28 protein-coding genes are annotated in these 26,874 nt (G+C 49.5%); 6 read left to right on the top strand and 22 right to left on the bottom strand.

Going from position 1 to position 26,874, the window contains the following annotated elements:
• Nucleotides 1-13 precede the first annotated feature (13 nt).
• On the bottom strand, nt 14-418 hold the full coding sequence (locus tag VC28_RS09550) for a hypothetical protein (protein ID WP_049630435.1): 405 nt from the start codon (nt 416-418) through the stop codon (nt 14-16).
• 301 nt (nt 419-719) lie between these two features.
• On the opposite strand from VC28_RS09550, the gene VC28_RS09545 reads away from it, so the two are divergent.
• The 3 genes from VC28_RS09545 (at nt 720) to VC28_RS09535 (ending at nt 3,125) form a co-directional block, all read left to right on the top strand.
• A complete protein-coding gene (locus VC28_RS09545) occupies nt 720-1,334 on the top strand; it encodes a carbohydrate binding domain-containing protein (protein WP_049630434.1) in 615 nt (204 codons plus the stop codon).
• A gap of 175 nt (nt 1,335-1,509) precedes the next feature.
• Nucleotides 1,510-2,034, top strand: a complete 525-nt coding sequence (locus VC28_RS09540) for a PEP-CTERM sorting domain-containing protein (protein ID WP_049630433.1) — start codon at nt 1,510-1,512, stop codon at nt 2,032-2,034.
• Nucleotides 2,035-2,264: 230 nt separating this feature from the next.
• Nucleotides 2,265-3,125: a DMT family transporter gene (locus VC28_RS09535; protein WP_049630432.1), complete on the top strand. Its 861-nt coding sequence runs from the start codon at nt 2,265-2,267 to the stop codon at nt 3,123-3,125.
• Nucleotides 3,126-3,190: 65 nt separating this feature from the next.
• Here the strand turns inward: VC28_RS09535 and VC28_RS09530 are convergent, their stop codons facing one another.
• The 10 genes from VC28_RS09530 to VC28_RS09485 are packed head-to-tail and all read right to left on the bottom strand — an operon-like array spanning nt 3,191 to nt 11,641.
• Entirely contained in the window at nt 3,191-3,919 is a 729-nt protein-coding gene (locus tag VC28_RS09530; protein ID WP_049630431.1) for a hypothetical protein, read from the bottom strand.
• On the bottom strand, nt 3,912-4,733 hold the full coding sequence (locus VC28_RS09525; RefSeq protein WP_049630430.1) for an FTR1 family protein: 822 nt from the start codon (nt 4,731-4,733) through the stop codon (nt 3,912-3,914). The genes VC28_RS09530 and VC28_RS09525 overlap by 8 nt, the downstream gene beginning before the upstream one ends.
• Before the next feature lies 1 nt (nt 4,734).
• The gene (locus VC28_RS09520; RefSeq protein WP_049630429.1) at nt 4,735-5,067 is read right to left on the bottom strand and encodes a cupredoxin domain-containing protein; all 333 of its coding nucleotides are present in this window, start codon (nt 5,065-5,067) and stop codon (nt 4,735-4,737) included.
• A complete protein-coding gene (locus VC28_RS09515) occupies nt 5,048-6,472 on the bottom strand; it encodes a sensor histidine kinase (RefSeq protein WP_049630428.1) in 1,425 nt (474 codons plus the stop codon). Before VC28_RS09515 ends, VC28_RS09520 begins: the two co-directional genes overlap by 20 nt.
• Nucleotides 6,469-7,128 carry a response regulator gene (locus VC28_RS09510; RefSeq protein WP_049630427.1) on the bottom strand — a complete coding sequence of 220 codons (660 nt, stop codon included), beginning with the start codon at nt 7,126-7,128 and terminating at the stop codon, nt 6,469-6,471. Before VC28_RS09510 ends, VC28_RS09515 begins: the two co-directional genes overlap by 4 nt.
• Before the next feature lie 15 nt (nt 7,129-7,143).
• Complete coding sequence (locus VC28_RS09505) at nt 7,144-7,785, bottom strand: tetratricopeptide repeat protein (RefSeq protein WP_049630426.1); 642 nt, start codon at nt 7,783-7,785, stop codon at nt 7,144-7,146.
• A gap of 10 nt (nt 7,786-7,795) precedes the next feature.
• Nucleotides 7,796-8,641 carry an SDR family oxidoreductase gene (locus VC28_RS09500; protein WP_049630425.1) on the bottom strand — a complete coding sequence of 282 codons (846 nt, stop codon included), beginning with the start codon at nt 8,639-8,641 and terminating at the stop codon, nt 7,796-7,798.
• Between the two features lie 28 nt (nt 8,642-8,669).
• Nucleotides 8,670-9,341: a TenA family transcriptional regulator gene (locus tag VC28_RS09495; protein WP_049630424.1), complete on the bottom strand. Its 672-nt coding sequence runs from the start codon at nt 9,339-9,341 to the stop codon at nt 8,670-8,672.
• The gene (locus VC28_RS09490) at nt 9,328-10,893 is read right to left on the bottom strand and encodes an AMP-binding protein (protein WP_049630423.1); all 1,566 of its coding nucleotides are present in this window, start codon (nt 10,891-10,893) and stop codon (nt 9,328-9,330) included. The genes VC28_RS09495 and VC28_RS09490 overlap by 14 nt, the downstream gene beginning before the upstream one ends.
• Nucleotides 10,886-11,641, bottom strand: a complete 756-nt coding sequence (locus VC28_RS09485; RefSeq protein ID WP_049630422.1) for a thermostable hemolysin — start codon at nt 11,639-11,641, stop codon at nt 10,886-10,888. The genes VC28_RS09490 and VC28_RS09485 overlap by 8 nt, the downstream gene beginning before the upstream one ends.
• Nucleotides 11,642-11,818: 177 nt before the next feature.
• On the opposite strand from VC28_RS09485, the gene VC28_RS09480 reads away from it, so the two are divergent.
• Complete coding sequence (locus VC28_RS09480; RefSeq protein ID WP_049630421.1) at nt 11,819-13,000, top strand: TMEM43 family protein; 1,182 nt, start codon at nt 11,819-11,821, stop codon at nt 12,998-13,000.
• Between the two features lie 58 nt (nt 13,001-13,058).
• On the opposite strand, the gene VC28_RS09475 is transcribed toward VC28_RS09480, so the two are convergent.
• The 4 genes from VC28_RS09475 to VC28_RS09460 all read right to left on the bottom strand — a co-directional run bounded on the left by VC28_RS09475 (nt 13,059) and on the right by VC28_RS09460 (nt 18,072).
• On the bottom strand, nt 13,059-15,068 hold the full coding sequence (locus VC28_RS09475) for a transglutaminase TgpA family protein (protein WP_049630420.1): 2,010 nt from the start codon (nt 15,066-15,068) through the stop codon (nt 13,059-13,061).
• Nucleotides 15,058-16,053 (bottom strand): DUF58 domain-containing protein, encoded by a 996-nt coding sequence (locus VC28_RS09470; RefSeq protein WP_049630419.1) that lies wholly within the window; start codon nt 16,051-16,053, stop codon nt 15,058-15,060. Before VC28_RS09470 ends, VC28_RS09475 begins: the two co-directional genes overlap by 11 nt.
• Before the next feature lie 12 nt (nt 16,054-16,065).
• Nucleotides 16,066-16,980, bottom strand: a complete 915-nt coding sequence (locus tag VC28_RS09465) for an AAA family ATPase (protein WP_049630418.1) — start codon at nt 16,978-16,980, stop codon at nt 16,066-16,068.
• 114 nt (nt 16,981-17,094) lie between these two features.
• Nucleotides 17,095-18,072, bottom strand: coding sequence for a GGDEF domain-containing protein (locus VC28_RS09460; protein WP_049630417.1), 978 nt, complete (start codon nt 18,070-18,072; stop codon nt 17,095-17,097).
• A gap of 135 nt (nt 18,073-18,207) precedes the next feature.
• Between VC28_RS09460 and VC28_RS09455 the strand changes: the two genes are divergently transcribed.
• Nucleotides 18,208-19,020 carry a TatD family hydrolase gene (locus VC28_RS09455; RefSeq protein WP_049630416.1) on the top strand — a complete coding sequence of 271 codons (813 nt, stop codon included), beginning with the start codon at nt 18,208-18,210 and terminating at the stop codon, nt 19,018-19,020.
• Nucleotides 19,021-19,059: 39 nt separating this feature from the next.
• Here VC28_RS09455 and VC28_RS09450 read toward each other — a convergent pair whose 3' ends face one another.
• Together VC28_RS09450 and VC28_RS09445 are read right to left on the bottom strand one after the other, a co-directional pair.
• Nucleotides 19,060-20,391, bottom strand: a complete 1,332-nt coding sequence (locus VC28_RS09450) for a GGDEF domain-containing protein (protein ID WP_049630415.1) — start codon at nt 20,389-20,391, stop codon at nt 19,060-19,062.
• A 179-nt stretch (nt 20,392-20,570) separates the two neighbouring features.
• Nucleotides 20,571-21,743: a glycoside hydrolase family 18 protein gene (locus VC28_RS09445; protein ID WP_231591697.1), complete on the bottom strand. Its 1,173-nt coding sequence runs from the start codon at nt 21,741-21,743 to the stop codon at nt 20,571-20,573.
• Nucleotides 21,744-22,015: 272 nt separating this feature from the next.
• On the opposite strand from VC28_RS09445, the gene VC28_RS09440 reads away from it, so the two are divergent.
• A complete protein-coding gene (locus VC28_RS09440; protein WP_049630414.1) occupies nt 22,016-22,450 on the top strand; it encodes a SufE family protein in 435 nt (144 codons plus the stop codon).
• On the opposite strand, the gene VC28_RS09435 is transcribed toward VC28_RS09440, so the two are convergent.
• The 5 genes from VC28_RS09435 to VC28_RS09415 are packed head-to-tail and all read right to left on the bottom strand — an operon-like array spanning nt 22,389 to nt 26,741.
• Nucleotides 22,389-23,105 (bottom strand): cytochrome c3 family protein, encoded by a 717-nt coding sequence (locus VC28_RS09435; RefSeq protein ID WP_082191476.1) that lies wholly within the window; start codon nt 23,103-23,105, stop codon nt 22,389-22,391. The genes VC28_RS09440 and VC28_RS09435 overlap by 62 nt on opposite strands.
• Before the next feature lie 3 nt (nt 23,106-23,108).
• Complete coding sequence (locus VC28_RS09430) at nt 23,109-23,636, bottom strand: nitrate reductase cytochrome c-type subunit (protein WP_231591695.1); 528 nt, start codon at nt 23,634-23,636, stop codon at nt 23,109-23,111.
• Nucleotides 23,637-23,653: 17 nt separating this feature from the next.
• Entirely contained in the window at nt 23,654-26,158 is a 2,505-nt protein-coding gene (gene napA / locus VC28_RS09425; protein ID WP_049630413.1) for a nitrate reductase catalytic subunit NapA, read from the bottom strand.
• Nucleotides 26,155-26,538: a chaperone NapD gene (locus tag VC28_RS09420; RefSeq protein ID WP_082191475.1), complete on the bottom strand. Its 384-nt coding sequence runs from the start codon at nt 26,536-26,538 to the stop codon at nt 26,155-26,157. Before VC28_RS09420 ends, napA begins: the two co-directional genes overlap by 4 nt.
• A gap of 14 nt (nt 26,539-26,552) precedes the next feature.
• Nucleotides 26,553-26,741 carry a periplasmic nitrate reductase, NapE protein gene (locus VC28_RS09415; RefSeq protein WP_049630412.1) on the bottom strand — a complete coding sequence of 63 codons (189 nt, stop codon included), beginning with the start codon at nt 26,739-26,741 and terminating at the stop codon, nt 26,553-26,555.
• Nucleotides 26,742-26,874: the final 133 nt, after the last annotated feature.

Genomic DNA, 26,874 nt, shown 5'->3' with positions numbered 1-26,874 from the left:
GTTACATCGATTATCAGTTGAGCGCGCTCAATTGCATGTTTTTGCTGATATCGCCGGCCACATTGTTAACCCAGCTGAGGTAGTTGCGGTGAATGTAGCGCTTGCCGTCTTTTTCTTTGTATTTCAGGTTTTCACTGGACACATACTCAATGCGCACTTGTTTCAGGTCGTGATAAATGGCGATACGGGCAGAGTGTGAACGAATATTGAGTGTTGCATCGATCTTGCCCTTGCTTTCACCGCTCACAACCCAGCCGCGGCTTACCAATGCGCGCTTGATGTCGCTGGTGATCTGGAATTCGTTGATCCCTGCAGGCACGGCAATTGGGTCAGGGTTAACCAACAAAGGGGCTGCTTGTGCGGATAAGGCGAAGAGGAATGTAATGGATGTCAGGATGGACCAAAACACGCGTTTCATAAAAACTCCTTGTGAGGATTAGAGGGGAAACATGGGTGAAAATAGGGCTAGATAAAACGGGCAAGAGTATAAGCATCGATCCGCGCTAAATCGAGCCCAGCCTCCGATAAATACGGGTAGTGAGGCAAATTGTTGTCGGTTTATTTTACGCATCTCATTTTATTTTGTGATGCAATTCTCGTTATTTTATTGATTTGCATGACAATTTTTTTTATGGCGTAAAACTTGCTGATTTATGTGCCATCGGCGCCAGTATTACAGCTTAGGTAGCGCCCTCACTCATGTTTCCAAAGGAACTTTTATGTCAGTCAAATCGATTTTTACCCGCTGTGCTGGTGCAATGGCTGGTTTGTTGTTGGCAGCGAGCGCTAACGCCAACCTGATCGTAAACGGCGGGTTCGAAGACAATAATGTTGCTACTGGCAACTGGGCTTATTTCTCATCGGCCAGTGTCAACGGTTGGGAAGGCGACAATATTGAAATTTGGGATCACTACGGCGGTGTTGTAGCCCCTGAAGGAAACCAACATGCTGAGCTGAATGCACATCCGTTTGATGGTTCCGTGTTCTCTATCTATCAGAACTTTGCTACCGTCATTGGCCAAACATACGATGTCTCTTTTTTCTATAGCGCGCGTGTTAATTCCAATGAGCAGTTTCATTTTAGCGCCGGTACCTTGGCTGCTTTGATCAATGATCATGTTGTTGGTAGCTGGAAGCAGTACACCGGCAGTTTTGTTGCTAACAGCACCCTCAGCACTATCACCTTCACAACCTACGATGCGGGCACTTTGGGTAATTTCCTGGATGGTGTTGTTGTGACTGCGAAAGCCAATGTGATTGAATCCAGCCCATTGGTGATGCTGATGATTGGTTTGGTTGGACTGGTGCTGGCGAGAAGAAAAGCGCGCGCTTAAACAGCATTAAAAAATTCTCAACAAAGGGAGACCTGTTTCAGGTCTCCCTTTGTTTTGGATGATACGTTCCTGTAAGTTTCCGGGCGTACATGTGTGCAACAACTCCCTTAGGATGTTGTTGTAATGAGGTAAGGCAATAGCGTGTTGCCTGTTTTTATTAAAAATGGAATCAAACATGATTAAATCTTTGAAGAGTTTTGTAGCGGTAGTTGCTTGCGTATTTTCTGTTAATAGTTTCGCTGGCTTGATTACTGATGTTGAGCGCAACGGTGTTTCTACAACCGTATCTTTTGGTCAAAGTGTTTCTTGGACTCACAATATCCTTGATAGCGGTTTCGCATTGGGCTCTGCCGAAAGTGCAAGTATCGTGATTGAACTCAAAGACGACAAAAATGATCCTTGGTACATGCCTTTTGAAATTGCGTTGGTGCAACTCGGCAATTTCGATATGGAAGATGGCGGCGTAGCTAACCCAACGGTAGCTTGGTTCGGCAATCTGGGCGTGAGCTCATTGGCAAAACTGAATGCCGATGGCACTTTGTTTGTGCAAGTGACCAGCACATTGGGTGATTTCATTGTAGGTAAATCAACCCTGAGCGTAATCACCAAAGAAGTCAGCGTGCCAGAATCAAGCAGCCTGATACTGTTTGGCCTTGGCTTGTTGGGCTTGGGTTTGATGAGAAGAAAGCGTCAGGCATAATATGCCCGCGTGACAAACTCGTTGAAAAAGCCGCTCAAAAATGAGCGGCTTTTTTTTGCGTGCTATTCGGGTTGAATAAAAATATTGGCTCTTCGTTTAATTACTATAAAAAGATACATAAGAGCGAGCATTTTGTTTGCCGGCTTTTATTGGCTCACTCATACTTGGGCTCCTTTCAGTGGCGCTTTGTCTCGCTGTCTGTTCAACTCCTGTGGTTTGTGGAGCTTTAGATGCAATCATCTCCTGCCAAAAGCGGCTATTTGTTTGTTGCGGGTGCCGTTTTAATCTGGTCTGGTTTTGTACTGGTTTCTCGCATAGGTGGGACCAGTGTGCTGAATGCGTTTGATATTACCGCACTGCGTTTTGGTGTTGCCTCTCTGGTGTTGCTGCCGCTGTGGTTATTCTGGAAGCGGGTTCCCTTGTTGAATACCAAAATGTTGTCTCTGGCTTTATCCGGTGGCATTGGCTATTCCGTGACGGTTTACTTTGCCTTTAAGCACGCACCTGCGGCGCATGGTGCGGTGCTCATTTCCGGTTTGCTGCCTTTTTTTGTCCCACTCATGGCATTTGTTGTGCTGCGTGAGCCTCTGCGCCGCAACCTGCGTATCGCCTTGCCGGTAATTGCAGTAGGGGTTATTTGTTTGGGGGTGGATATTTTTTCCCGTAGCGAAAATACCTTGCCGGGTGATTTGTTGTTGATTGCCTCCTCACTACTTTGGGCGCTTTACACCATTCTTGCCAAACGCTCCGGTTATGGTGCGTGGGAAACGGCGATTGGTGGTGCGCTTTTATCGGCGTTCATTTTTTTACCGGTTTACGTCGTGTTGCTACCCAAGGCGATAATAACGGCTCCCCTCAACGACATTCTTCTGCAAGGACTTTATCAAGGGGTTGTCGTCGCTGTGATTGCAATGGTGTTTTACATGGCCGCCATGACGAGACTTGGCCCAGCGCGAACCGGTGCCTGTATGGCACTGGTGCCCGCGGTTGCTGGTATAGGTGCATCACTTATTTTGGGTGAGCCGCTAAATGCGTGGTTAATCAGTGGCTTATTGGCAACCAGTGCAGGTGCATGGTTAGGGGCTAGATAAATATGACTGAATAATAGTGTTTACTACTAGTGAGTAGTAAACGAGTAGTGAGATATAGCGGCTTTTTAAAATTCAAATTCAATTGCGCCGCGCAAATTGTTTTCCGGTGTGTCGTCATCTAAACCGAATAAAACACCCAATTCCCAACGCAGTTGTTTGCGGCCTGATAGTTTCACTATGCCCATAACAGCAGGGCCAGCAGCCCAGTCCTGGTCATCCAAATATAATTCCAGTGCCGGTTCAAATGCAGCGCTGTACCGGTAGCGAAATTGTGCGCGAAGTGCGGTTTCAAATTCGTCTTTTATATCACTGCCGTATTCGTATTCGGCAATAGCATTGGCGGTTGCTACCCAGCGGCTGGCTAATTCTTTTTCCCATAAAAGGCCAAGAGCAAACTCATGGCTATTGATGTCTTTGGCGGTGCCTGCCTCCAATAATAATCCCCAGTCTGCCCAGTATTCGCCTTGTTCAGTCAGTTGCCATTTGGCTTCAAATTCATAACCACGAATTTGTTCACCTTCATGGGTTATGGATTCAGTGAGCAGATAAACCTCGGTAAATAATTTATCGTTCCATGCATAACCAAATCCGGCGCGGTTAAGTAACAGATTCTCGCCACCGGCATCGCGCAGGGTAAAACCATACTCCAATTCACGCTCACCTTGCTCAACATAGGGGTGATAAACACGGTTCATTTCGGCATGGGCGTGCGTTGTACTTAACGTGCTGAACAGCAGCACCATCAATGATGACCTGAGCAAAAATGGTGTATTACGAATGAATGATTTACGCATGTGTATTGACTCGCGAGCGTATTAATCGCCACAGGCTGGCAAGCAGAATGGGCGCGACAGTAAATAAATAAAAAATACCCTGAACAGGTGCGGGGCGTGAATCGTAACCGACCAGGGCGTACAGCAATTCGCCCAGCCAGGAATGTTCATCAACCAGAAATGAGCTATCCCATAATGGAGTGCCAGAGTCGAGCAGACCAATTTGCATTAACTGTTTGGCCACTTGCATAGAGAGTCCACCTGCAAGCAGTGTAATAACCACTAAAAAAACAGGGAGAAAATATTTTTCCCGCATAAATGCAAACACATAATAAATAATCGCTCCCAAACTCATGCCAATCCCTGTACCTATTGCAGCGCCAATCAGCGCAGATGACATCGCATTTGGATTGTGAGTAAACGCAGAAAGATAAATCCAGATTTCAGAACCTTCCCGCATCAGTGAAAGGCTGACGATAATGATAAATAAGCTGTGAAATAATCCGGTGCGATTGTCTGCCACGCCTCTGGAAGCGGATGATTTTGCAGAGCAGCCAAATAATAATGGCAGGATTAACAGCGCCAGTGCGATAAGGCTCAGGATGACAGCTGCATATAATGCGGCATTCAATAATTCTTGCCCCATCCCTTCCATTGCATCGGCAATATCATAAGCAAAGTGAGCGAGTAGCCAGGAGCCCAGTACACCTATCGCCAGTGCAAAAAAACTCCAGCGATAATGAAACTTGAGTTTATTGCCAAGTGCCAACAGCAAGCTAAGAATTAATGCTGCCTCAAGTACTTCGCGCAAAATAAGCAATACGGCATCGAGCATATTAATTCTCCACCCGAATAATACCTTGCGCCGTTTTGGGGTTGAACTCACCAAAAAACGGATAGTCTCCCGGCACTAGCGGGCCAATAAAAATAATCGCTTTGGCACCGCCCATAATCACTTTTTCACGGTTAAGTTCGTAGCTTTCAAATTCTTCCGGCGTGGCATCGCGATTGATCACAATTAATTTCACTTTGGTGTTAGCTGGGATCACCAATTGCGATGGATAAAATAAATGCTCGCGGATTTCGATAGTAAATGTGGGGACTTCTGCGTTGGCTGCTGTGCAGAGCAGAGCACAAGCCAAAAGAGTGCTAGTGATTATCCTGTTCATTTTTTCCTGCCTGATGTGCGAGTAACGGCGTGTCGGGGTTATGTTTATTACCGGGCGCAAGAATCGCTGCAAAGGTCACCATGACAAGCAGGCCCTGTTCGTAGCGCGATTGTGTGAGCGCAATGTGTGCTGCATGAAGCTCAACAACTTGTTGCACAATCGATAAGCCCAATCCGCAGCCGGGCGTTTTGGAATTATGGCGGTCGCCACCCAAACGATAAAATCGGTCAAACACGCGTGCGCGATCCGCTTCAGGAATTCCAGGGCCGTTGTCCATGACTTCCAGTACAACATCGCGGCCACGCAACCAGGTGTTAACGGCAATGCGTCCGCCTGAGGGTGTATATTTAATTGCGTTGCCCAGTAAATTATTTAACAAACTGGTGAGCGCAGCGCGGTCACCGGAAATCCAGCATTCATCGCCTTCAAATTCAATCTGGTGATGCTTTACGTCCAGTGCTTCGCTGTGGTCAACAATTGCCTGCTTAGCTAACTGTGTTAAATTGATCGTCTCAAAATTTCCCATAAAGTGATCGGGCGCAGTGCGGTTGAGCAACAGAATTTGCTCAACCAAATAACTCATCCGCTCAATACCTTGTTTTAATTTCATCACTGAAGCTGGCGCGGGGTGTAGTTCGTGCAACAAATTTTCGCAGTGGATTTTTAACGCGGCTATAGGGGTGCGCAATTCATGGGCGGCATCGCCGGAAAAACGTTTTTCGCGCGCGAAAGAGGCATCCAACCGGCGCAACAAATCATTCGCAGATTGTGCAAGCTGTTCCAATTCTTTCGGCATTTGCTGCAGATCAATTATGCGTAAGTCAGTGGCTTCGCGTTGGCGCAGTTCGCTTGCAAGTAATTTTATGGGTTGCAAGCCAACACCCAATACCCACCAGATAATCAAACCGATAATTGGGATCGCTAATACCATCGGGTACACGGCTTGCAAAATCATGGATTCAGCGAGGCGGTAACGCTGATCATCGCGCTCGGCAACAATAAACCAACTGTTTTTATCGGCGCTGGGCGTTACTAATAAATGCCAGCGATAATTGTGAAAATTGATAAAACGAAAACCGTCTTCTAGCGGAACAACGACCTCTTCGGGCATTGCTGGAGAGCGGGCAAGTAATGTTCCGTCGTGCGATACCCATTGGAATTCCAGCGATGTCTCGGCGGCAACTGTGCGTGCTGGAAAAACGGTGGGAGTAGGTTGCGCCTGTGTGTGGGAAAGTAATTGTGGCAGGGTGTAATTTAATAAATCCACTTGCTGTAGCAGGCGCTGGTTAAACAAACGCTCTGCTTCATCCATACTGCTTAAATAACCGCGCAATGCCGCAGCGAAATTGGCGAGTGTTACTATCGCCAATAAAATGATGACTAAAAATCCACGAATGGATTTCATTGGCGCGGCACCATGTAACCTATGCCGCGCAAAGTGCGGATGAAATTGGGCGGCAATTTTTTGCGCAGGTTGTGGATGTGCACTTCAATGGCGTTGCTCGCCACTTCATCGCCCCAGGAATACAATTTCGCTTCAAGACCTTCGCGCGTTTGGATAACACCAACGTGTTCCACCAATGCCTTGAGCAACATATATTCGCGCCGCGATAACACTAATGCCTGGCCTTCCAATAACACTTCGTGATGCGCCGTATTCAGGCTCAGCGGTCCGATATTAATCATGGAGGAAGTAGCATTACCCAAGCGGCGTTCGAGCACACGCAAGCGTGCGAGTAATTCATCCAATTCAAAAGGTTTGGTGAGATAGTCATCGGCACCGGAGTCCAGGCCGATCACTTTTGCCTGGGTGCTGTCCCGTGCTGTCAGAATCAATACTTGCGTGGGTAATTTTTTTTGCCGCACCAGTTTCAATACTTCAATTCCGTCCATATCGGGCAGGCCGAGATCGAGTAGTAAAATATCGGGCGGTTCAGCAACCACATGTGCGGTGGCTGCTTTTCCAGTGGCTAACCAATTAACAGCAAAACCTGCTCGCGACAGGGCACTGACTATCCCTTCTGCGAGCAGTTCATCATCTTCCACTAACAATATTTGCATTGATCTGTTAATCCATCATAAATGTTTTTTTGCCTTGGCCATGGCGGTTTCTATTTCACCTTTACGGCCTGCATCGGCAGATTCACGGCCGGGGCGAGGTGCGGCTTTGAGTGCTTTTTCAAATGCAGCCACGGCTTGCTTGTACTCTTTTTGGTCTAACAAATAGTCGCCATAAAAGTAATTGGAGTCTATGCCATCAGGATTATAGCTCAAGCCTTTTAACAACATTTCTTTGGCTTTTTTGTCATCACCAAAACCAACCGGCCAACCGGGTACTTGATAATAAAGCGAACCCAAACTGGTGTAGGCCGAACCATTCATAGCGGAAGGGTCGAGTTTAATGGCTTGCTCCAATAATTTTTTTGCTTTTTTCACTTCATCCAGCGCACCCAAACCGCCTTTTGCACCGGCGTAAGTGGAGCGAATAATCGCTTCCCAGATTAAGTAAGGCGCAGTGTTATTCGCTTTGCGCAATTGTTCAGCTTCTGCGACTAAAGCAACAAACGCTTTTTCCTGATCGGCTTCCGGTGTTTGGTATTTAATGTCTGCCCAGCGTGTTTGCAGGGTTTGGATGCCGGTTGCGTCGTCCGCATAACTTGCAACCGCAAAACAGCTGATGACAAACAGGGCGATTACTTGCAATAGATTTTTTTTCATGATGTCACCTTTAGGATAACCGGGTTGAAATAGTATTGGTGGCTACACCAGCATCGGGTATTCGCTGTGCATAGCGACGAATAATGGGTAATTGGCCGCGCAGTGCGTTATCGATAATGCGCGGAACAATACTGTTGATACGCAAAAACAATCGCTCTGGCCAGCCAACGTTTCGGTCGCGCATGCGTTTGGCGGATAACATTATTTCCACCTGTGCCGCGACAATATCCGGCTCATCCATTGCGTTACCTAGCTCGCGGTTCATTGCACATACCGCATCGCTGTTAAGGCTGGTATTGGTGGCGCGTGGCGCAAGGTGTGCAACCTGGATATTGCTGTCGCCCAATTCGCGCCGCAAGGCTTCACTGAAACCGCGCAGTGCAAATTTGCTCGCGCAATAAACGCTGAAACCGGGATACCCCAAGCTGCCAAAACTGGAGCCAATATTCAGGATGCGCCCTGTACTTTTGTGCAAAAACGGTAAGGTTAATTGCGTGAGCAAAATCGTAGCGGTGACATTGGTATTGATCAGTTGCGCAACGGTGTCCGGATCACTGTCTTCCAGAAAGCCAAATAAATTGACACCAGCGCAATTGATGAGTGCATCCAGCGGCTCTTGCAGCGCGAGCAAGGCGGTGCGAATGGTTTCGCGGCCGCTGTGTTGGGTAATATCTGCCTGCAACACAAAGCCTTCATTCACTAGTACACGAAGTTCCCGTGCTAACACATTGAGCTGTTCTGTGGAGCGACCCACCAAAATCAAGCGAGCACCCTGTGCAGCGAGCCGTCGTGCAATCGCTTGGCCTATACCGCCGCTGGCACCGGTTAGTAAAATCAGTTTGCCTTTGAGTGTCATTTTGTACTCCTCAATGCGATAAATTTTTTCACGCTGCTTGTGCAACAGATAACTGTTCAATTGAGCGGAAAATATTGCCGTAGAGTGTGAAAAACATTTTTGCTGTATGAACAATATCGTCCTGATCTTTTTGCTCGGTCAGGCCATTCATTAATTTCTCAAAGAACACCATATGTTCTTGGTCAAGGCTGCCGTGTGAGCGCAAATACGAAAATGCTTTATTGGGAAGATCCAAATGTTTTTGGATAATATCCGCCGCTTGGCTTGCCAAATTAATACTGGTACCTTCCAGCACAAACACCATGCCAAAAAAAGCCATAGGGTTATTGCGCATCACGGTATCGTAAGCGTAAGCCACCATTAATTCGGTCGCAGCATTCGGGCGGCCATTACGTACAACTTCTTTATCAGCACCGCACGCGGCAATATCATTTAATATCCATTCCTGATGCCCCAATTCTTCTTCAATATATTCAGCAATAGCTTCACGGTAATTTTCTTTTTGCGATGGCAAGCGGCTGCCCACCGCCATCAATAGTGGCACTGTATGTTTAACGTGGTGATAAGCCTGGGTTAAAAATTCACGGTATTCATCCAAACTAAATTGGCCAAGGCCGATGCAGCGTTGAATGATAGGAGCGCTCAACAAGTAATTACGCTCTGCCTGTGTTTCGTTTTGCAAGCGATTAAAAAATGTCATAAACAACTCCTGAGTGTTGTTGTGAGGAAAATGATTGAGCCGTTGTGTCGGAATAAATCGCCGCAATCGCATTCAGGTATTGGCCAAGAATGGCGGCGCGGCGTAAACGGCCATTGTCGGTAAGTAATTGGTTGGCAGGCGTAAAGGGTTCTGTAGCAAAAATAATTTTTTGGATACGCGCATAATCCGGTAAGTGTTGGTTGATGCGGTGTATGTCCTGGGTAATCTGCTCCGCTGTTACTTGTGCAGAGGTGGGCACGATGATCGCACTGCAGAAAGGTTGTGAATCGCCAATTACCATCACTTGGGCAATGGAGCGGCACATTGATAATTCAGCTTCAATCCACTCAGGTGAAATGTTGCGCCCAAAACTGCTGATCAACAGATTTTTTTTGCGACCAGTGATAAAAATAAAACCTTCATCATCGATATAACCCAAATCACCGCTATCGAGCCATTCATCGTTTGATAATGTTTCTTGGTCAAGATAGCCGCTGAATACATTGCCGCGAACCATGATAGAGCCGTTATCAATTCTGATATCAACATGCCCCAGCGCTTTGCCAACGCTACCAATTTTGTCTGCGACAGGTGAATTCAAACTCACGACCGATGCACACTCGGATAAACCATAACCTTCATACACCGGTATCTGCATTGCGCGTGCTTGTTCAATTAACACGGCGGGTGTGCGGGCACCGCCGACAGCGATAAACTCCAGCGATGAAGGCAAACCAAAACCTTGCGCACTTGCAGCAACAAAACCCTGCAAAATTTGCGGCAACACAATCAAACTATTTGGTTGGTGTTGATGCAGTACTTGTAACAGTGTGGGCAAGGATAATTGCGAACTCCCGGTCAAGCCCAGTGCAGAGCCCGCTAACACCACCACACGTTTGCCAAGGTAAAGCGGTACATACACACCAGCGACATTTTCCAGTAACGTGCTCAGTGGTAATAAATTCAAATGCGTGTTGAGTTTGTCAGTGTTGACACCGGAATAGATTCTCTCGGCCAACGCCAGTGCGACATTTTCCAGCGCCGCAGTAGATAAGCACACGCCTTTGGGCGTGCCGGTGGTGCCAGAGGTAAAGGTAATTTTCGCAACAGTGTCGAGCCCCGTCGATTTGTCATGCGCGACTTGTTCATGTACGACGAATTTATCAAGATAAATAGCAGCAACCGGTGAAGTTTTCCGCTCTGCTATATCGGTGACTTTTTCAATATCACCGCACACTAACAGGCAGGGCAATTGCGCCTGTGCAATGACATGTTGCAATTGTGTGCGCGAAAAAAAGCGTGGCAGTGGCACCAAGGTGATGCCTGCTTTCCACGCAGCGAGATCGGCAATAATCCATTCAATAGAATTCTCGCCCCACAGGCCAGCGCGGCTAATGTGTTGTGCGCTTAACCATGCCGCCAGAACATCAATCTGCGCGGTGAGTTGCGCGTATGTCAGTTGTATATTGCCTTGCGCCGTTTGGCTGGTAAGTGCAATTTTTTCTGGCGTAGTGGCCGCGTGTTGTGCAATGGCTGTGAGAATTTTATTCATCATTCAGCTCCTGTTTGTTAACACTGTTGCGTGCGACAGACGCGTTTGCAGCACGAAATTGTTCGCATATTTTTTCAATTGGGCGGCTGATCGCAGCGACGGTTGCACGGTACATCGGATTTTTGCGCGCAGCGGCCATTGCAGGGCGGTTATCGCCAAACATGACTTGTGGATTGTTGGTGTAATAGGTTCCCCAACTGGCACCGCCATCGGGTACGCGGCTGGGGTCTGCATCGGCCAGTACAATCGGTGAGTAACGCAAACGTGCGAGCAGCGCTTTCACTTCGCGTGTGCCGGTGAACATCACATAGTGATAACCCAAGCGCTCCATGACTTCGCCAATCACGATAAACAACAACAAGCTGCTGCCTTTCCAGGTAGATACCAAGTTGCCAATTTCGATGATCTGGTCGCGTGGAACCTGCAAACCGAGCTTTTCGCTGATGACCTGTTCAACCGGCGCATCCAAATAATGTTCTGCAAACACCTTTCCGTTACCGGCAGGTGCCAAGCCGACTGCTGCAGAATATTCGCCACCGCAGCGCAAGCTGATGATGTTGGGCAGAAAGTGAGTGACCTCGGCGTGGTGCACACCTGCAAAGCGGTCGTGAATGTAAGCCTCAACTGCCGCACGCTCGGGTGAGCCGGGGGTTTGCAATCCAAAACGCGGAATTTTGATCTGTGGCAGGCGTGGCATATGCCAGCTGCTGGAAGGGGTTTGGGTGAGTGCGGCGGCCAGGTCTTTCATACTGCATCCTCAGAAGTGGGATTTCTTAAGATGCAGAGTAGAAAACGAAACTTAAGGAGAAATTAAGGCAAGAAAGATTAGGCCAGAAAAGAAAAATAATTGCCTGAAGCCAATCAAGCTGTTAACAATACGCAGCCGCTAACCAGTCTTAATAATAACGAAAGTAAGGAGAACATCATGGGCGATAGATTTACCGAAATAACTCATACATCCTGGTTTAGCCGAATTGGAGCATCAATTAAAGGGTTGCTGTTCGGCATCCTGTTTATTGTTATTGGTGTATGCCTGCTGTTCTGGAATGAAGGGCGTGCAGTCAAAACTCACAAAGCACTGGTGGAGTCGCAGGGTCTGGTTGTTTCCATTAATGCGCAGGAGGCAACGCCGCAGATGAATGGCAAGTTGGTGCATCTAACCGGTGAAGCCACTAGCACACAAACACTCAGCGACAATCTCTTGCCTGTGAGTGTGCAAGCATTGAAATTGCAGCGAAAAGTGGAAACCTACCAGTGGGAAGAAACATCGCACAGCGAAGAAAAGAAAAATATGGGCGGCGATACGGAAACTATCACCACCTATAATTATGAAAAAGTGTGGTCCGATAAATACATAGACTCATCCGCATTTAAAAAAACCAACGGACATCAAAACCCGGAAAAGTGGCGTTATCAATCTGAGCGTTGGACAGCCGATCAGATTAATATTGGCCAATACCAATTATCGGAAACCCATAAAAATAGCATCAATAATTTTCAGCCACTGGTGATCCCACGCAATATTGAATTACCAAAAGGTGTGGCGCAAAACAGCGATGGTTTTTATTACGGGAAGGATGAGCGGGAGCCCAAGATTGGCGACCAACAAATCTCATTTAGTTATATTCCTGCACAAACCTATAGTGTGATAGGCGATCTCACAGGGACAACACTCACTGAACATATCGCCAGCAACGGACGCTCAATTGCATTATTACAAGCGGGCAACCATACGGCAGATGCCATGTTTGAAAAAGCCAAAAGCGACAATGCAACCTTGACCTGGATGATTAGATTGGCAGGCAGTCTATTGCTGATAATCGCATTCAATATGATTTTCAAACCCTTATCGGTACTGGCAGATGTAGCTCCGCTGTTTGGCAATATTGTTGCGATAGGTACAGGTATTGTCAGTTTTTTATTGGGATTAATTCTGGCGTTAACGACCATCAGCATTGCATGGATTTTTTATCGTCCGCTCGTGGGGCTCGCGTTATTAGTTGCTGCGGCGGGATTGGTTTATTTGCTTAAACGCAAATCAAAGCAAGCGGAAATTGCAACGCAATTAGCGAACACAGGTGACCTATCACCAACGACTGGCAATTAGTTTTTTATTAAAATTTATCCCCATCAAAAAAAGCCCAGAGCAAGAGTGTTTCTTGTTTTCACGGAAATTGTTTGATCGCCTGTTCCAATTGTATTAGCTCTCCGGTGCGGTTTTGGTAGGCGATGTTTTCAAATAATTGCCGGATTTGCTCCAGCGCTACACGGTATTGCGGCTCGCTAAAATTGACCCGGGCGATAAAATTTCCCAGTGTTTCGCCCGGCTGACGCTGGTACCCCAGTTGCAACAGTTTGCGCTCCAGTTGCCGGATGGCTTTTGTCTCTGGGCGTAGCTCAACCTGGTGTTGGTTGCGCATGAGTGACCAGGCGAAAATAGCAGCGCCTATTAGGCCTAATCCAATCAACCACAGGGTCAAGCGCCAGGGCTCTTTTCCACCTAGCAACCGACTCAGCAGGCCTTCTTGCGTTTCGGTGTCGTAATTCAATACCCAGCGCTGCCATACGTAGGTGGCCGCATCCCAGCGCATTTGCAGGTTGTATAACAAGCTGGAGGATTGCCATGCGTTGGCGACCAGTTCCTGATCTTCCAAGCCCAGGGCTTCATTTATGCCCTGCTCGATACGATTGGGTGCAACTGCTGCGGTAGGGTCGATCATCTGCCAGCCTTTGCCTTCAATCCAGACTTCCGTCCAGGCGTGGGCATCGGATTGGCTGACCAGTAGGTAATTTTCCAGCGGATTCCAGCGCCCGCCCTGATAGCCCACCACCACCCGCGCCGGTATTCCCGCCGCACGCAGCAAAAACGCAAAGCTGCTGGAGAAGTGCTCACAGAAGCCGCGCTTGGTGGTCAGCAGAAACTCATCCACAGAGTGTTCACCCAGCGTCGGTGGTTGCAATGTGTAGGTGAACTCGCGATTAAACAGCGTCAAGGCCTTTGCGATGATGTGGTCATCGCCGATGTTTTGCTCGCGCCAGGCATGGGCGATGGCTTGGGTTTGTGGATTAAATTCGCGCGGAATTCGGGTGTAGAACTCGCGTTCGCTGCTGTTCAGTCGTGGGGCTTCTGGCCAATCAACCTGCAGTGCTGAGGTGACGCTATAGCCCATGCGCTGTGCGACGGGCATGTGGTGCATCAGCAAATAATCGCTGGTGATACGGATGGAATCGGCGGTATTGGTGGCGCGCTGGGGTGTCATCAAGCTGAATAACCAGATCTGACCGTGGGGCTCCATGATGACCTTGTAACTGATTGGATCGCGTTTGATGTTTTGCGAATCGGCGCGGCGCGGCGGGAACCCACCCCAGGAATCGCGCATGCGCCAGGTGCGGCCATCAAAGGTGTCCAGCACCAGACCGCGCCAGTAGAGCTGGTTGGCAGCGGGGGGATTTCCCTCAAACTCCACGCGGAAGGCGGGTGAGCGATCTTGCGCCAAATTGCCTAAATCGCCCGGCGAGAGACTATCGCTAAATCCGGTTTTGGCGGCGTTTTGGCTGGGAATGGCCCAGAGCGGGCCCAAGCGTGGGATCACAATAAACATCACCAACATGATCGGCAGGGCGTGCAGCAGCACTTTGGCTCCCTGCTGGAAACGCTGTTTGGTTGGCTCCGGCCGCGTGAGGTAGAGCGAACGCCAACAGGTGATGAGCACCATCAGACAGCCCATGCAATAGAGTGCGGCCTGGGGTGTTTGGCTGAACAGCAGTTGGGTGGCGCTGATGATAAAACCGATAAACACCAGCAGTTGCGCATCGCGCGCAGAGTTGACCTCCAATAATTTCAGGGCAAAGGCACAGACCAACAGACCGACCATCGTCTCAGTGCCTGCCTTGCCGGAAAAACTGGCGAGCAGCCCGGCAGCGCAGATCAACGCCAGTGAGGTCTTGATCACGCCACCCGGCGCGCCCCAGCGGCCACGGAACATTTGGGTGCGCCAGAATCCGGCAATCGCCCACACCAGCCACAGCCAGATCGGCAGGTAAAACAGCAGTGGCAGTATCACCAACACCTGCATCGCCAGCAGCCAGATGAGCTTGTCGCGCGCCAAGTAGTCTGGCATTCGCTGCTTGGGTGTCACTTTGGCGGTAAAGGGCGATTGGCGCTTAGCGAACATGGTCAGCCTCGCGCGGTAAATTGAATTCCGCCAATGCGGTTAATACCGTTTGCAGGTGATGTTCACCGCATGTGGGGGCAAGGCTTAGCCCCGGTAATTGCAGCCCGTAAGGAATTTGTTGGCGTTCATATTCCAGCGCCCAATAACACAGGCCGGATAAGCGCATTTCTTGCGGATGGTTCAGACTATTCCAATCCAGCCACTTATCGGCCGAGCGCTGTGCCTCGTACTCCTTGGTGAATAAACCCTTGTCTTGCGCGTATTGTTTCCAGGCGATGTGCTTGATGGGGTCTCCCGGTTGGTAATCGCGCAGTCCGCTGAAATCATCGCCTCCACGCTGACTGCTACCGCCTTCATCTTTTCCGTCGCTGGCTTGGGCATGGGGTTCGTCGGTGGCGATGGGTGATGGGTAAATTAGCGCTTGGATATCCAGATTTACCCAGGTCCAGCAGCGGATAATCCCAAGCGGAAAGCGGCTTTGTATCGATAACCGCCCCGGGCGCAAATAACCGCGCAGTTTGCTCGGTGCGCGCAGGTTGACCTGCTGTGGTTCGTTGGGGTTGAGGCTGATCGTTTGTGTTTCGCCATTGCTGTTTTGCCAGCGCAGCTCAAGGTTGTCGCAACCGTTTTTATGGGTGCAGTTCAGTTCCAATTTAAAGATGGCCTGCTCACCGGCGAAGGTGGGTTTGGCATCTACCACCCGCACACTCACGCCCGCCATATTGGCGAAGGTGTGGTGAATGCCCACCACAAAAATACTGCCCATAAGGTATGCGAGCGCGAGGATCAGGTTGTTCTGGTAGTTGGTGCCCAGCATCCAGATCACCAGCATCACCAACAGATACAAGCCGCCGGTGAGGTTGGGGAAGATGTAGAGGTTTTTGCGGTTGAGCCGTACCTGTTGCGTGCGCGGGGTGCGTTTGTCTACCCAGCGATAAAATCGCTGCTGCCATGCCTGTCGCCATGCTGCCAATAGAGTGTTCATAGGGTAAATCGATCAACCCAATACATTCACACTGTCGCGCAGGTGCTTCACAAGCGGTTCGGTATCCTGGCTGTGGCCGCGGCCGCGCACCCGATGGCCAACCACGGCGGGCAATACTGTCTGCACATCTTCCGGTACTAAATAGTCGCGGTTGTGGATCAGTGCCCAGGCTTTGGCTGCGCGCAACAAGGCCAGCGCGCCGCGTGGTGATAGTCCGTAACTGAACTGGCTATCGCTGCGTGTAAAGGCGACTAACCGCTGCACGTAATCGAGCAGGGCATCGCTGGCTTTTACCTGATGTACCGCGCTTTGGATCGCCGCCAATTGTTCATGTGTGACCAGTGGGTTCAACTCGCGGATACGCGCACGCGGATCAACCCCCTGAAACAACATGCGCTCCGATGCCGGGCTGGGGTAGCCAAGGGAGATGCGCATTAAAAAGCGGTCGAGTTGCGACTCTGGCAGAGGAAAGGTTCCGCTTTGGAACAGCGGGTTTTGGGTGGCGATTACAAAAAAGGGTTTAGGCAATGGGCGGCTTTTACCTTCAATTGTCACTTGCCCTTCTTCCATCGCCTCCAACAATGCGCTTTGGGTTTTGGGCGAGCTGCGGTTGATTTCATCGGCCAGCAACACTTGGGTAAATACAGGGCCGGGGTGGAATTTAAAAACGCCTTGCTCCCGTTCAAAAATCGCCACGCCAAGAATATCGGCCGGTAGCAAATCGCTGGTGAATTGTACCCGCTCGAATTTCAGCCCGAGCACTTTGGCAAGGCAGTGGGCGAGGGTGGTTTTGCCCATGCCGGGCAGGTCCTCAATCAATAAATGACCTTCGGCAAACAGGCAGGCAAGTGAGAGACGAACTTGTTGGTCTTTGCCTAAAACAATCTGGTCTACTTGTTCAATAATGCGTTGGATGAGTGACTGCATGGACAACCCTGATAATCAACTGACTCAGCTGCCAGCATAGCGCAGGGGGGAACAGGGAGGAATTAAGAATCGCAAAGCGGGCGCTGCTTCTCACTGCGCAGCAATCAATCCTACTTAATCGGCAGCAACCACACAGTTGCGGCCTTGTTGTTTGGCTTGGTAAATCGCTTTGTCTGCACGCACAAACCATTCTTCCGGGCTTTCGTCGGGCAGTAGCTGGGCGCAGCCGAATGAGGCGGTGATGGCACCATCGGGGTCTTTGAGTTCTGCCTCGATTTGCAGACGCAATTGCTCGGCGATTACCAGCGCATCGGCCAGTGAGGTATTGCGCGCGAGCACCACGAATTCTTCACCGCCGAAGCGGAATGCGCGGTCGGTTTTGCGCACACGTCTTGCGAGCAATTCAGCCAGGTCGATCAACACTTTATCGCCCACGTTGTGGCCGAACTTATCGTTCACCATTTTGAAAAAATCCAGATCGATGACGATCAGGGTGGCAGGTGTTTGGGCGCGTTCATAATCTTCCACACACAAACTCAGCTCTTCATCCATCGCGCGGCGGTTGCCAAGGCCAGTCAACGCATCCTGCGTGGCGTAACCTTGCAACAAGGACTGTTGTTGGTGGGTAAGCAAGGCAAATACATACGCCATGCAACTGCACATGACCAGCGAGGCAACCATCGCCAGTGTTTCTGTCGTGCTTGGCATACCAACTGCGATAGGCAATATCGCGATAATGGTCAGCGAATTCGCAATCAGCGCCGCTTTGGTACTCAGCAAAAAGAAATTGGCGATTAACGAGGGAAACACCCAAAACACAAAAATAGGTTCATTTAGATGGGCAACAGCAACGGCACCAGAGGAATAAAGCAGCGCGGTAATATTGGATACCAACTGAGTTGCTTGCCCCAAACGGTAGGTGTAGATCGCACTGCCAAGCGCAACAATCACAATCGCCAAATCGACAATGGCGTTGATGATTTCTCCATTGAGGTAGCGAATCACACAAAAAGGTGCAATGAACAGGCTGGCGAGTATGGCAAACAGGTACACCATTCCGCGCTGGTATTTGTTTTTTGAGTCAGTCAGCATAATTGCCGGCAGATTCTCCCGTGGTCATTTTTTTCAGGGCCAATCAGTTTGCCCCTTTTTTATATGACACATGATAGTCGCTAAAACCGGACTTTGCCCAAGTAATCCCGAAAGAGTGTAAAAGCAGGCGTGCCTATGTCCAACTCCATCGCATTTTTTGATAGCCACTGTCATTTTGATTTTCCCGAGTTTGATGCTGACCGCATGGAAGTGTGGCAAGCAGCGCAAACACTGGGTGTGAATGCCTTGGTGATGCCCGGTGTGTACCCGCAGCAGTGGAACAGGTTGGTGGATCTGTCACTGGCGGTTCCGGGTTTTTACTGGGCGTTTGGAGTTCATCCCTGTTGGATTCACCAAGTGCCGGTGGATGCAGACTCGCTGTGCCGGTATGAAACGCAGATAGATACCCATCTTGCTGCGCTGCCTGAGCAAGAGCGGCACCGCTGTGTAGCTGTAGGTGAATGTGGCCTGGATAAAACGATTGATCTCCCTTTGTCGCAACAGCTGGATGTATTCAGTTGGCATATTGCTCTGGCAAACCGGTTAGGTAAGCCGTTGATTGTGCACAGCCTCAAAACCCATAACGAATTGATTTCCCTGTGTAAAAAACACAAGCCCCGCTACGGTGGTGTGGTACATGCGTTTAGTGGCAGCTATGAAACGGCGATGCAGCTGATTGATTTGGGCTTTTGTCTTGGCGCGGGCGGAGTGATTACTTACGAGCGTGCGCAGAAAACCCGTGCAACCTTTGCGCGTGTGCCGGTGGAGTCGATTGTGTTGGAAACGGATGCACCGGATATGCCGCCCAGTGGCAGGCAGGGCATGCGCAATACATCGCAATCACTGCCGTTAATTGCGCAAGCGCTGGCAGATTTACGCGGAGTATCAGTGGCGGAGGTCGCGGCTAAAACGGTTGCAAATACACGCCGCTTATTTCACTGCGGCTAGGTTTTGGGGTTAGGTTTTCTGGGGTTAGGTTTTCTAGAGTTACTTCACTGCAACCAAATTGGCTGGCCCTTGACTGGATGCGCGCACGCAATTGCGCCCTTGGGCTTTGGCGACATACAGGGCTTTGTCTGCACGGGCGATAAAATCGGTAGGCGATTCGCCTTCCATCATCTGCGCCACGCCAAAACTGGCGGTGAGTTTCAATTGCTTGGGCCACTCGCTTTCTTCAATGGCACGGCGCAATTTTTCCGCGAGGCCGAGGGCATTTTCAAGCGAGGTATCCGGGCAGGCGAGCACAAATTCTTCACCGCCCCAGCGTGCGAGTAAATCGTGGGTGCGGGTGTTGGCACTCAATGTTTGAGCGAATGCCAATAACACCTGGTCGCCAATCGGGTGGCCGTAGGTATCGTTTACTTTTTTGAAATGGTCGATATCGATAAATATCAGCGACAGGAGTGGCGTTACATCCGAGTTCAGCCCCAGCTGGAATACCGGAGCCAAACCGTCGCGATTGAAGACACCGGTCAGCGGGTCGCGCGTCAACCGTTCTTCCAGTGCTTTATGTTCCTGATTCAGCAAACGGTTCAACGCCTCAAGCTGGTGTTGCCGTTGTTTATTGAGCATGACTTCAATATTGGCTTTGCGCAGCGTGCTGATAAAAAACGACATGGCTGCGAGTGTCCAAATGGCCAGCAGCATTAGATACAAGGCGCGGTCGCTGATGTATTTACCGCTGATTTCAATGCGCTCAATAATCATTTTGTACTTACCTGGTTTGACATGCTCACCGGTAGCAATTTGCACTCCGCGCACTTCGGTAAATTCCGGCCCCCAAAAATCCGGCGGAATTTTCCCCTGGCTCAGCCACCAGGTAGGTACCTGCATGTGGCTCATCTCAATCACTTGCGGGTAGCGTTCATGGGTATCAAATAATTCAATGGCGTTGTATTTCAGTGAGTTGTCTTCACCCTTGCGTGCATAGGCAGGGTTGTAGTTGATCAATTGGAAACGCACACCAAATGCCTGCGGCTCGGAATATTGTGCGTAGAGTGTTACGCGCTCGTAATTGGTCAGGTCTTTGCCTTTGCCGTTTTGGTCAGCAAGACTAAAACTAATTTCACAATAGGGCCAAGCGTAGTCCGATGCGATGATGTCGCAATCCAAAATAAATTTTTCACCGTCGCGGGATAATGAGGCAACCGATTTTCCGCCATTTCCGCGATCATCAATGGCCTCGAAGTAGAGCCCGGAATCTTGCCCAATAATGAGGGTTCGCTCTGGCCCGTAATGTTGGAAAGCCAAAGTACAAAGCGTAATGATAATGAGTAATCCAAGCAGCCTTGCTTTTAGAATGTCGTGCTGGATAGTCATAATAATGGGTGTAGCCGTGTGTTAATTTTTGTTAGTAAAGCATAGTTTTTCGCGAGCCGACAGCGGCAATTAACAGCTCATGAAAAAACCTGTTTTTTTATAACTTTTTCTATCGCGTTTTGCTGTAACTACCCAAAAATAGTTACAGCAAAACAGGTGTGAGAATTACAGGGCGATAGTTATTGAGCGCTGCCAATCAGATGCGTGTGGATAGCATTTAGCAATCCATTCTCATCCGCGTCGTGAGGCAGCTGCCAGAACATCATGCCGCCCAGCTTATTCGCTTTCACATACTGTGCTTTTTCTGCCATGGATCGCGGATCGTCAAAGGTGGCGAACACTTGTGTGGCAGGGTTGTAATAGGTCGGTGCTTTGGCGACATCATCCCAGTGATATACGAAGCCGTTTTCAGTGCTAAAGCGCGTAGCAAATTCTTTATAGTCTGCCCCATCGATATGCACGCCCGGTTGATATAAGCCGTTATTGGTGTTGGCAACCTGTTCCCACATGCGTGCATAAAATGCGGTGCCGATGACAATTTTTTCTGGTGCTATGCCTTTGGCCAATAAAAATTTCACGGCGTTATCGGTGGAATCTTTTTGTTCCGGTGTGGAGTAGAGCGCGGTGTGGTGGCCAGTGTGTGGTGTCGCGCCGTTGACGATGTCGTAGCTCATCAGGTTGACGTTATCCAGCAGCGGCATAATTGCATCCCAATCCACTGCGTTTTCCAAAAACTGATCAAACCCGCCCGCCGCAAAACTCAATTCATATTGCTGGCCAAATGCGCTGCGCAATTCCTGAATCAGTGCAGTGAAATTGTCGCGGTCATAGGGCGCAAATTTGTGGCCGGGGAAGCCGGGAACCACAGGGTATTCCCAATCCAGGTCAATACCGTCAGCTTGGTATTCTTTGATGATGGACAAGGTCGATTGAGCAAAGGCTTTGCGGTTTTCAGCGGAATTGAAAACGTCTGAACAGGTTTCACAGCCGCCCCAACCACCCAGTGACAACATGACTTTTAAATGGGGATGCTGCTGTTTGAGTGCCACCAGTCGCTGCAACGCGAGCTTGTCTTGGTCGCTATCAAACGACAATTGGTTAGCGTTCAAATGCAAAAAGCTGTAGATGATGTGCGTCAATTGGTTGAAGTTGTAGCGCGACAAATCCGAGCCGTCGCCCATGTAATAGGCAATCACTTTGTAGCTTTGCTCAGTGGCCGGAGCACTGGAGGTGGCAACCGCCTGCTTGGGTTCTGGTGTGGTATTGGGGGTGGTTTCTGTAGCAGGTTTACTACAGGCAATCATGCCCAGTGCAAATACGGCGGTACACAAAGAATTCAAAAACGCGTTCATATTAACCCTCGTCATCAACAGCAAATTGGTTGTCTGCGAGAGCATGCAGCGGTGGTGGGCGTAATCAATACGCTTATTGTTATTCGCTGTGATCAGCGATTGTACGTTATGGCGCTATTCTAGCCTTGGCGGTTGTCATAGTGGGGGAAGTACCGGGTAAAGATTCTTAAAGTTTTGGCTCGCCCTCATGTACCCCTATAACCCTTATAATCGCTATCCATTTTCAGTGAGCCTCAATCTTCAGTGAGACTCCATTCAGTGAGATCAAAAACGTGATTCCCCGCGATGACCTGAGCCAGATCAATCTGGATGAACTAAAAGCCGCAATCAATTGGCAGCAGCAATACAAACTGATCATCCAATGGGGCAAATTAATCCAGCCCAAAGCGGATATCCGTTTACCCACCAACCTGATCAAAGGCTGCGAAATTCCTGTATGGCTGGCGCATGAGCAGCAAGGCGAGCAGCATTATCTCGGGTTTGATTCCGACAGCAGTGTCATGAATGGTTTGGCCGCATTGTTACTGGTACAGGTCAATGGAAAAACCCGCACAGAATTGGCGGGTTTGGATTTGCAGCACGCGCTGCGTGTTCTGGGATTGGAAAAACACCTGACCCCATCGCGCAATAATGGTTTGCAGGCGATTATTGCGCAGATTGAAGAGTGTTATCTGCAGCGCTCTCCTGCACAACACCATCGGCAATAACCTGGGCGATTGATTGTTGCCAAGGCTCCTGCAAGCGCTCTTCCATCATTTTGTCTTGCCACACTTGCGTCACCATAGGTACACCGGCCATATCGGGTAAATGGTGTGCGATGCCTTTGTGGCAATCGATACAGGTTTTTTCACCGCTGGCGAGCAGGGTGGAATGCATGGCTTGCGCGCGTGGCGACTGCTGGGTGAAGTCCATGGATTCCAGCGCGTGGCAATTGCGGCACTCCAATGAATCATTCGCTTTCAGGCGCGCCCATTCGCGCTCGGCCAATTCACGCCGTTTAGCGAGAAATTTATCGCGCGTGTTGATGGTGCCAAATATTTTTCCCCAGACTTCTTTTGATGCCTGCATTTTGCGCGCAATTTTGTCTGTCCAATCATGGGGTACATGGCAGTCTGAGCACATGGCGCGCACGCCGGAGCGGTTGGTGTAGTGGATGGTGCTGGCCAATTCCTGATAGGGATTATTTTTCATTTCGTGGCAGCCAATACAAAATTGTTCGGTATTGGTCAGTTCGAGTGCGGTGTTAAATCCGCCCCAAAAAATAATCCCGGCAATAAAACCGCCCATACTTAAAGTGCCCATGCCGATGTAAGTGGCGGGGCGTTTGAATCGCTGCCAGTAATCTTTAATCAATGTCCACATGGATTACTCCCCGCTGCTATTTTGCAAAAGCGCATCAATACTTTGGTAATTATTGGTGCGTGCCGGTTTTACATCGGCTTGGGGTAAATGGCATTGCACACAAAAATAACGGCGCGGTGAAACGGCCGCGAGCGCCTGTCCATCGCGGTCATAAAAATGGGTGATACTCACCATGGGTGCACCGGTTTGCGGGCTGGCGCTACGGCTGTGGCAACTCAGGCACATATTAAAATTTTTATCGATTTGGTAACCGCGGATATTGTGCGGAATCATCGGCGGCTGTTCCGGATAATTGCGGTTAGCCGGTTCAGCACTGATGCGGTCACGCGGAATTTTCGGTGCGGGTAATTCCTGATTCAAGGTGCCACCGGGGCGAATGCCATCGGGTGCGGGCGCATCCAACTTTGCGGCCATATTGGCGATCACGGGTTCAGCGTGTTGTTGCGCATTCACATTTTGTTGCGCATTCGCATTAATAAAGGTGATACAACACGCGCAGAAGATGCTGAGAGCGAATAGAATTTTTTTCATCATCATAATCCTCTGCATCACGCCAAATTGATCAGTTCGATTTTCACCGCGCATTTTTTAAAATCGGTTTGCAGTGAAATCGGATCGGTTGCGTCGAGTGTGACGTTATTGACCAACCGGGTTGCATCGAAGAACGGAATGAATATCAAACCGCGTGGTGGTTTTACCCGGCCGCGTGTTTCCACGCGCACACGTACAGCGCCGCGTCTGCTAATTACCCGCACTTCGCTGCCGCGCCTGACTCCCATCGCTTCAGCATCTTCGTGGTTCATATACACCAGCGCATTGGGCACCGCTGCGTGCAATTCTTCGACGCGGTTGGTCATGGTGCCGGTGTGCCAGTGCTCCAGTACGCGGCCAGTACTCAACCAGAATGGATATTCCTGATCGGGCGATTCCGCAGGCGGCTCGTACGGCAATGCAAAAATAATGGCGCGTTTGTCGGGGTGACCATAAAACTGCACACCTGTACCTTTTTCCACATAGGGATCATGACCTTCGCGATAACGCCAGCGCGTTTCTTTTCCGTCTACCACTGGCCAACGCAAACCGCGCGCATTGTGGTACGCATTAAAATCGGCAAGGTCATGGCCGTGGCCGCGTCCGAATTGTGCGTACTCTTCAAACAAACCTTTTTGGATATAAAAACCAAACGCATCGGCTTCGCTATTTAAATACGCTGCATCGCGCTCACTGTTGGCAAATTGGTTGACCTGGCCATTGGTAAATAAAATTTGATAGAGGGATTTATTTTTATACTCGGGTGCTTTGCTGAGTAATGCTTCTGGCCAGACATCATTGGTATTGATGCGTTTGGAAAATTCAATCAGTTGCCATAAGTCTGATTTTGCATCGCCCGGCGCTTTGACTAATTGATGCCAAAATTGTGTGCGCCGTTCAGCGTTGCCATAGGCACCTTCTTTTTCTACCCACATGGCGCTGGGCAGAATTAAATCGGCTGCTTGTGCAGAAACGGTGGGGTACACATCTGACACCACCACAAACGCATCGGGGTTGCGCCAGCCGGGTAAAATTTCCTGGGCGATATTCGGCCCGGCCTGCATGTTGTTGCACACTTGCGTCCAATAAAAACGGATGACGCCGTCTTTTAATTTGCGGCTTTGGGTTACCGCTGCAAAACCGATTTTATCGGGTACAGTGCCCTCGGGTAATTTCCAGATTTTTTCTGCAATCGCGCGGTGTTTAGGGTTGGCGACTAACAAATCGGCAGGCAAACGATGTGCAAAGGTGCCCACTTCGCGCGCGGAGCCGCAAGCGGAAGGTTGGCCGGTCAATGAAAAGGGGCTGTTGCCCGGTTCGGCAATTTTTCCGGTCAACAAATGCAGGTTGTACACCATGTTGTTAGCCCAAGTGCCGCGGGTGTGTTGGTTAAAACCCATCGTCCACAGTGACATCACTTTTATTTTCGGGTCGGCATAAATATCGGCAAGACGTTTTAAATGTTCGGGCGCAACACCGGTTTCTTTGGCGGTGTGTTCGAGCGTGTAGGGTTTTACAAAATTGGCAAAATCCTCAAAGGTAATATCGCTCCAGGTATTGGCTTTTTCGGCACCTTTAGCGTTCTTCTGGCGTGGATCTTCAGCGCGCAAGCCATAACCAATATCGTCTTGCCCTTTGGCAAAACGCGTGTACTTTTTCACAAACTCCTGATTCACTTTTCCACTTTGGATAATGTGGTTGGCGATGTAATTCAAAATAATTAAATCGGTATTGGGTTTGAAAATAAGTGGCACATCGGCCAAGTCAAAACTGCGTGTCTCATAAGGCGATAACACCGCGACTTGCACATGGGGAAACGACATGCGCCGGTCGGTGATGCGGCTCCACAAAATCGGATGCATCTCTGCCATGTTTGAACCCCAGAGCACAAACGCATCGGCAGCTTCAAAATCGTCGTAGCAGCCCATGGGTTCATCCATGCCAAAGGTGCGCATAAAACCGGTTACCGCTGAGGCCATACAGTGGCGCGCGTTAGGGTCGAGATTATTGGAGCGCAAACCGCCTTTGAATAATTTACTTGCCGCGTAAGCTTCCCATACCGTCCATTGGCCGGAGCCGAGCATGGCGATACTTTCCGGGCCGTGCTGTGCGATGGCCTCTTTCATTTTTTGCGCCATGATGTCAAACGCGGCATCCCAACTCACGGGAGTGAAATCACCATTTTTATCGTATTTGCCATTTTTCATGCGCAGCAGCGGTTCATGCAAGCGGTCACTGCCGTACATAATTTTGGAAAGGAAATAACCCTTCGCACAATTCAATCCGCGGTTCACTTCGGCTTTTACATCGCCGTGGGTCGCAACGACACGATTGTCTTTGGTGGCCACCATTACGCCGCAACCAGTGCCGCAAAAACGGCAAGGCGCTTTGTTCCATTGCAAATTAGTGAGTTCGCGGTTGGTAATTAAATTACTCGCGCTTGCGGGAACAGGTAAACCAATCGCGGCTGCCGCTACTGCAGCAGCATTAGCTTTGGCAAATAAACGGCGTGAAATATTCATTGCGCGTTTTCCTCCGGTTGCAAATCGTCTTGAGCCTCGCCCTCTAGATCCTGCGCAGACAAATACTCGTGGTACACCAGCGCGGCATTGAGTACACCAGGCTGCGCGCGCAGATCATCCAAAAAATTCACAATCGCTTTTTCTGCTTCGCTTTCGGTCACTAACACCAATTTTCCCTGCGCATTTTCAGCGTGTATTTCAATGTGGATTGAATTGTGAATAGATGTTTGTGCGAGTAGCCAATTGCGTATAGCTGCCAATTGTTCGGGGCGCACATGGGCGATTAAACTGGCAATATGCAATTGCGCAGGAATTTGCGTGAGGTCACGTAAAGGGATGGTGTGTGTTGAGGCGATGGTTGGTTTTGCTGGGTGATTCATTTTCATTCCCTGTATCAGTGCGGCCCGGGTGGCCCCATCATGAGTTGGTAAAACCAAATGGAAAAACCCATTGCGCCCACAATAGCAACCGTGAGTATGGGGAATAAAAAGACGATGATAAAAATATACAGCCGCCACTCTTTCTTTTTTTCTACTTGCTGTTCAGCGGTGAGCGGTGTCGCCTGATGTTGCTTATCCTGCATCGGTGTGCCTCCGGCATAAGAGAACCCGATTTCAGACTAGCTTGATTTGTGCGGAGTGCCAAAAACAAAAAGGCAATTAATGCGGTTTAATTGATTTACATCAATTTTAATTAAAAAAGGAAATTTGGCTGCG

The organism is Cellvibrio sp. pealriver, from assembly GCF_001183545.1.
Classification (GTDB): Bacteria; Pseudomonadota; Gammaproteobacteria; order Pseudomonadales; family Cellvibrionaceae; genus Cellvibrio.
The sequence above is the reverse complement of the archived record's forward strand: the minus strand, read 5'-3'. Positions and strand labels throughout refer to the sequence as shown.

Coding starts and splice junctions, on each gene's coding strand:
- VC28_RS09485 (WP_049630422.1), bottom strand. CDS start 11,641: ATGAAAGACCTGGCCGCCGCACTCACCCAAACCCCTTCCAGCAGCTGG.
- VC28_RS09510 (WP_049630427.1), bottom strand. CDS start 7,128: ATGCAAATATTGTTAGTGGAAGATGATGAACTGCTCGCAGAAGGGATA.
- VC28_RS09420 (WP_082191475.1), bottom strand. CDS start 26,538: ATGAATCACCCAGCAAAACCAACCATCGCCTCAACACACACCATCCCT.
- napA (WP_049630413.1), bottom strand. CDS start 26,158: ATGAATATTTCACGCCGTTTATTTGCCAAAGCTAATGCTGCTGCAGTA.
- VC28_RS09495 (WP_049630424.1), bottom strand. CDS start 9,341: ATGACATTTTTTAATCGCTTGCAAAACGAAACACAGGCAGAGCGTAAT.
- VC28_RS09520 (WP_049630429.1), bottom strand. CDS start 5,067: ATGAACAGGATAATCACTAGCACTCTTTTGGCTTGTGCTCTGCTCTGC.
- VC28_RS09505 (WP_049630426.1), bottom strand. CDS start 7,785: ATGAAAAAAAATCTATTGCAAGTAATCGCCCTGTTTGTCATCAGCTGT.
- VC28_RS09445 (WP_231591697.1), bottom strand. CDS start 21,743: ATGAACGCGTTTTTGAATTCTTTGTGTACCGCCGTATTTGCACTGGGC.
- VC28_RS09550 (WP_049630435.1), bottom strand. CDS start 418: ATGAAACGCGTGTTTTGGTCCATCCTGACATCCATTACATTCCTCTTC.
- VC28_RS09480 (WP_049630421.1), top strand. CDS start 11,819: ATGGGCGATAGATTTACCGAAATAACTCATACATCCTGGTTTAGCCGA.
- VC28_RS09450 (WP_049630415.1), bottom strand. CDS start 20,391: ATGACTATCCAGCACGACATTCTAAAAGCAAGGCTGCTTGGATTACTC.
- VC28_RS09490 (WP_049630423.1), bottom strand. CDS start 10,893: ATGAATAAAATTCTCACAGCCATTGCACAACACGCGGCCACTACGCCA.
- VC28_RS09475 (WP_049630420.1), bottom strand. CDS start 15,068: ATGTTCGCTAAGCGCCAATCGCCCTTTACCGCCAAAGTGACACCCAAG.
- VC28_RS09545 (WP_049630434.1), top strand. CDS start 720: ATGTCAGTCAAATCGATTTTTACCCGCTGTGCTGGTGCAATGGCTGGT.
- VC28_RS09435 (WP_082191476.1), bottom strand. CDS start 23,105: ATGTGGACATTGATTAAAGATTACTGGCAGCGATTCAAACGCCCCGCC.
- VC28_RS09500 (WP_049630425.1), bottom strand. CDS start 8,641: ATGACACTCAAAGGCAAACTGATTTTACTAACCGGTGCCAGCGGCGGT.
- VC28_RS09525 (WP_049630430.1), bottom strand. CDS start 4,733: ATGCTCGATGCCGTATTGCTTATTTTGCGCGAAGTACTTGAGGCAGCA.
- VC28_RS09515 (WP_049630428.1), bottom strand. CDS start 6,472: ATGAAATCCATTCGTGGATTTTTAGTCATCATTTTATTGGCGATAGTA.
- VC28_RS09455 (WP_049630416.1), top strand. CDS start 18,208: ATGTCCAACTCCATCGCATTTTTTGATAGCCACTGTCATTTTGATTTT.
- VC28_RS09535 (WP_049630432.1), top strand. CDS start 2,265: ATGCAATCATCTCCTGCCAAAAGCGGCTATTTGTTTGTTGCGGGTGCC.
- VC28_RS09530 (WP_049630431.1), bottom strand. CDS start 3,919: ATGCGTAAATCATTCATTCGTAATACACCATTTTTGCTCAGGTCATCA.
- VC28_RS09415 (WP_049630412.1), bottom strand. CDS start 26,741: ATGCAGGATAAGCAACATCAGGCGACACCGCTCACCGCTGAACAGCAA.
- VC28_RS09540 (WP_049630433.1), top strand. CDS start 1,510: ATGATTAAATCTTTGAAGAGTTTTGTAGCGGTAGTTGCTTGCGTATTT.
- VC28_RS09430 (WP_231591695.1), bottom strand. CDS start 23,636: ATGAAAAAAATTCTATTCGCTCTCAGCATCTTCTGCGCGTGTTGTATC.
- VC28_RS09460 (WP_049630417.1), bottom strand. CDS start 18,072: ATGCTGACTGACTCAAAAAACAAATACCAGCGCGGAATGGTGTACCTG.
- VC28_RS09465 (WP_049630418.1), bottom strand. CDS start 16,980: ATGCAGTCACTCATCCAACGCATTATTGAACAAGTAGACCAGATTGTT.
- VC28_RS09470 (WP_049630419.1), bottom strand. CDS start 16,053: ATGAACACTCTATTGGCAGCATGGCGACAGGCATGGCAGCAGCGATTT.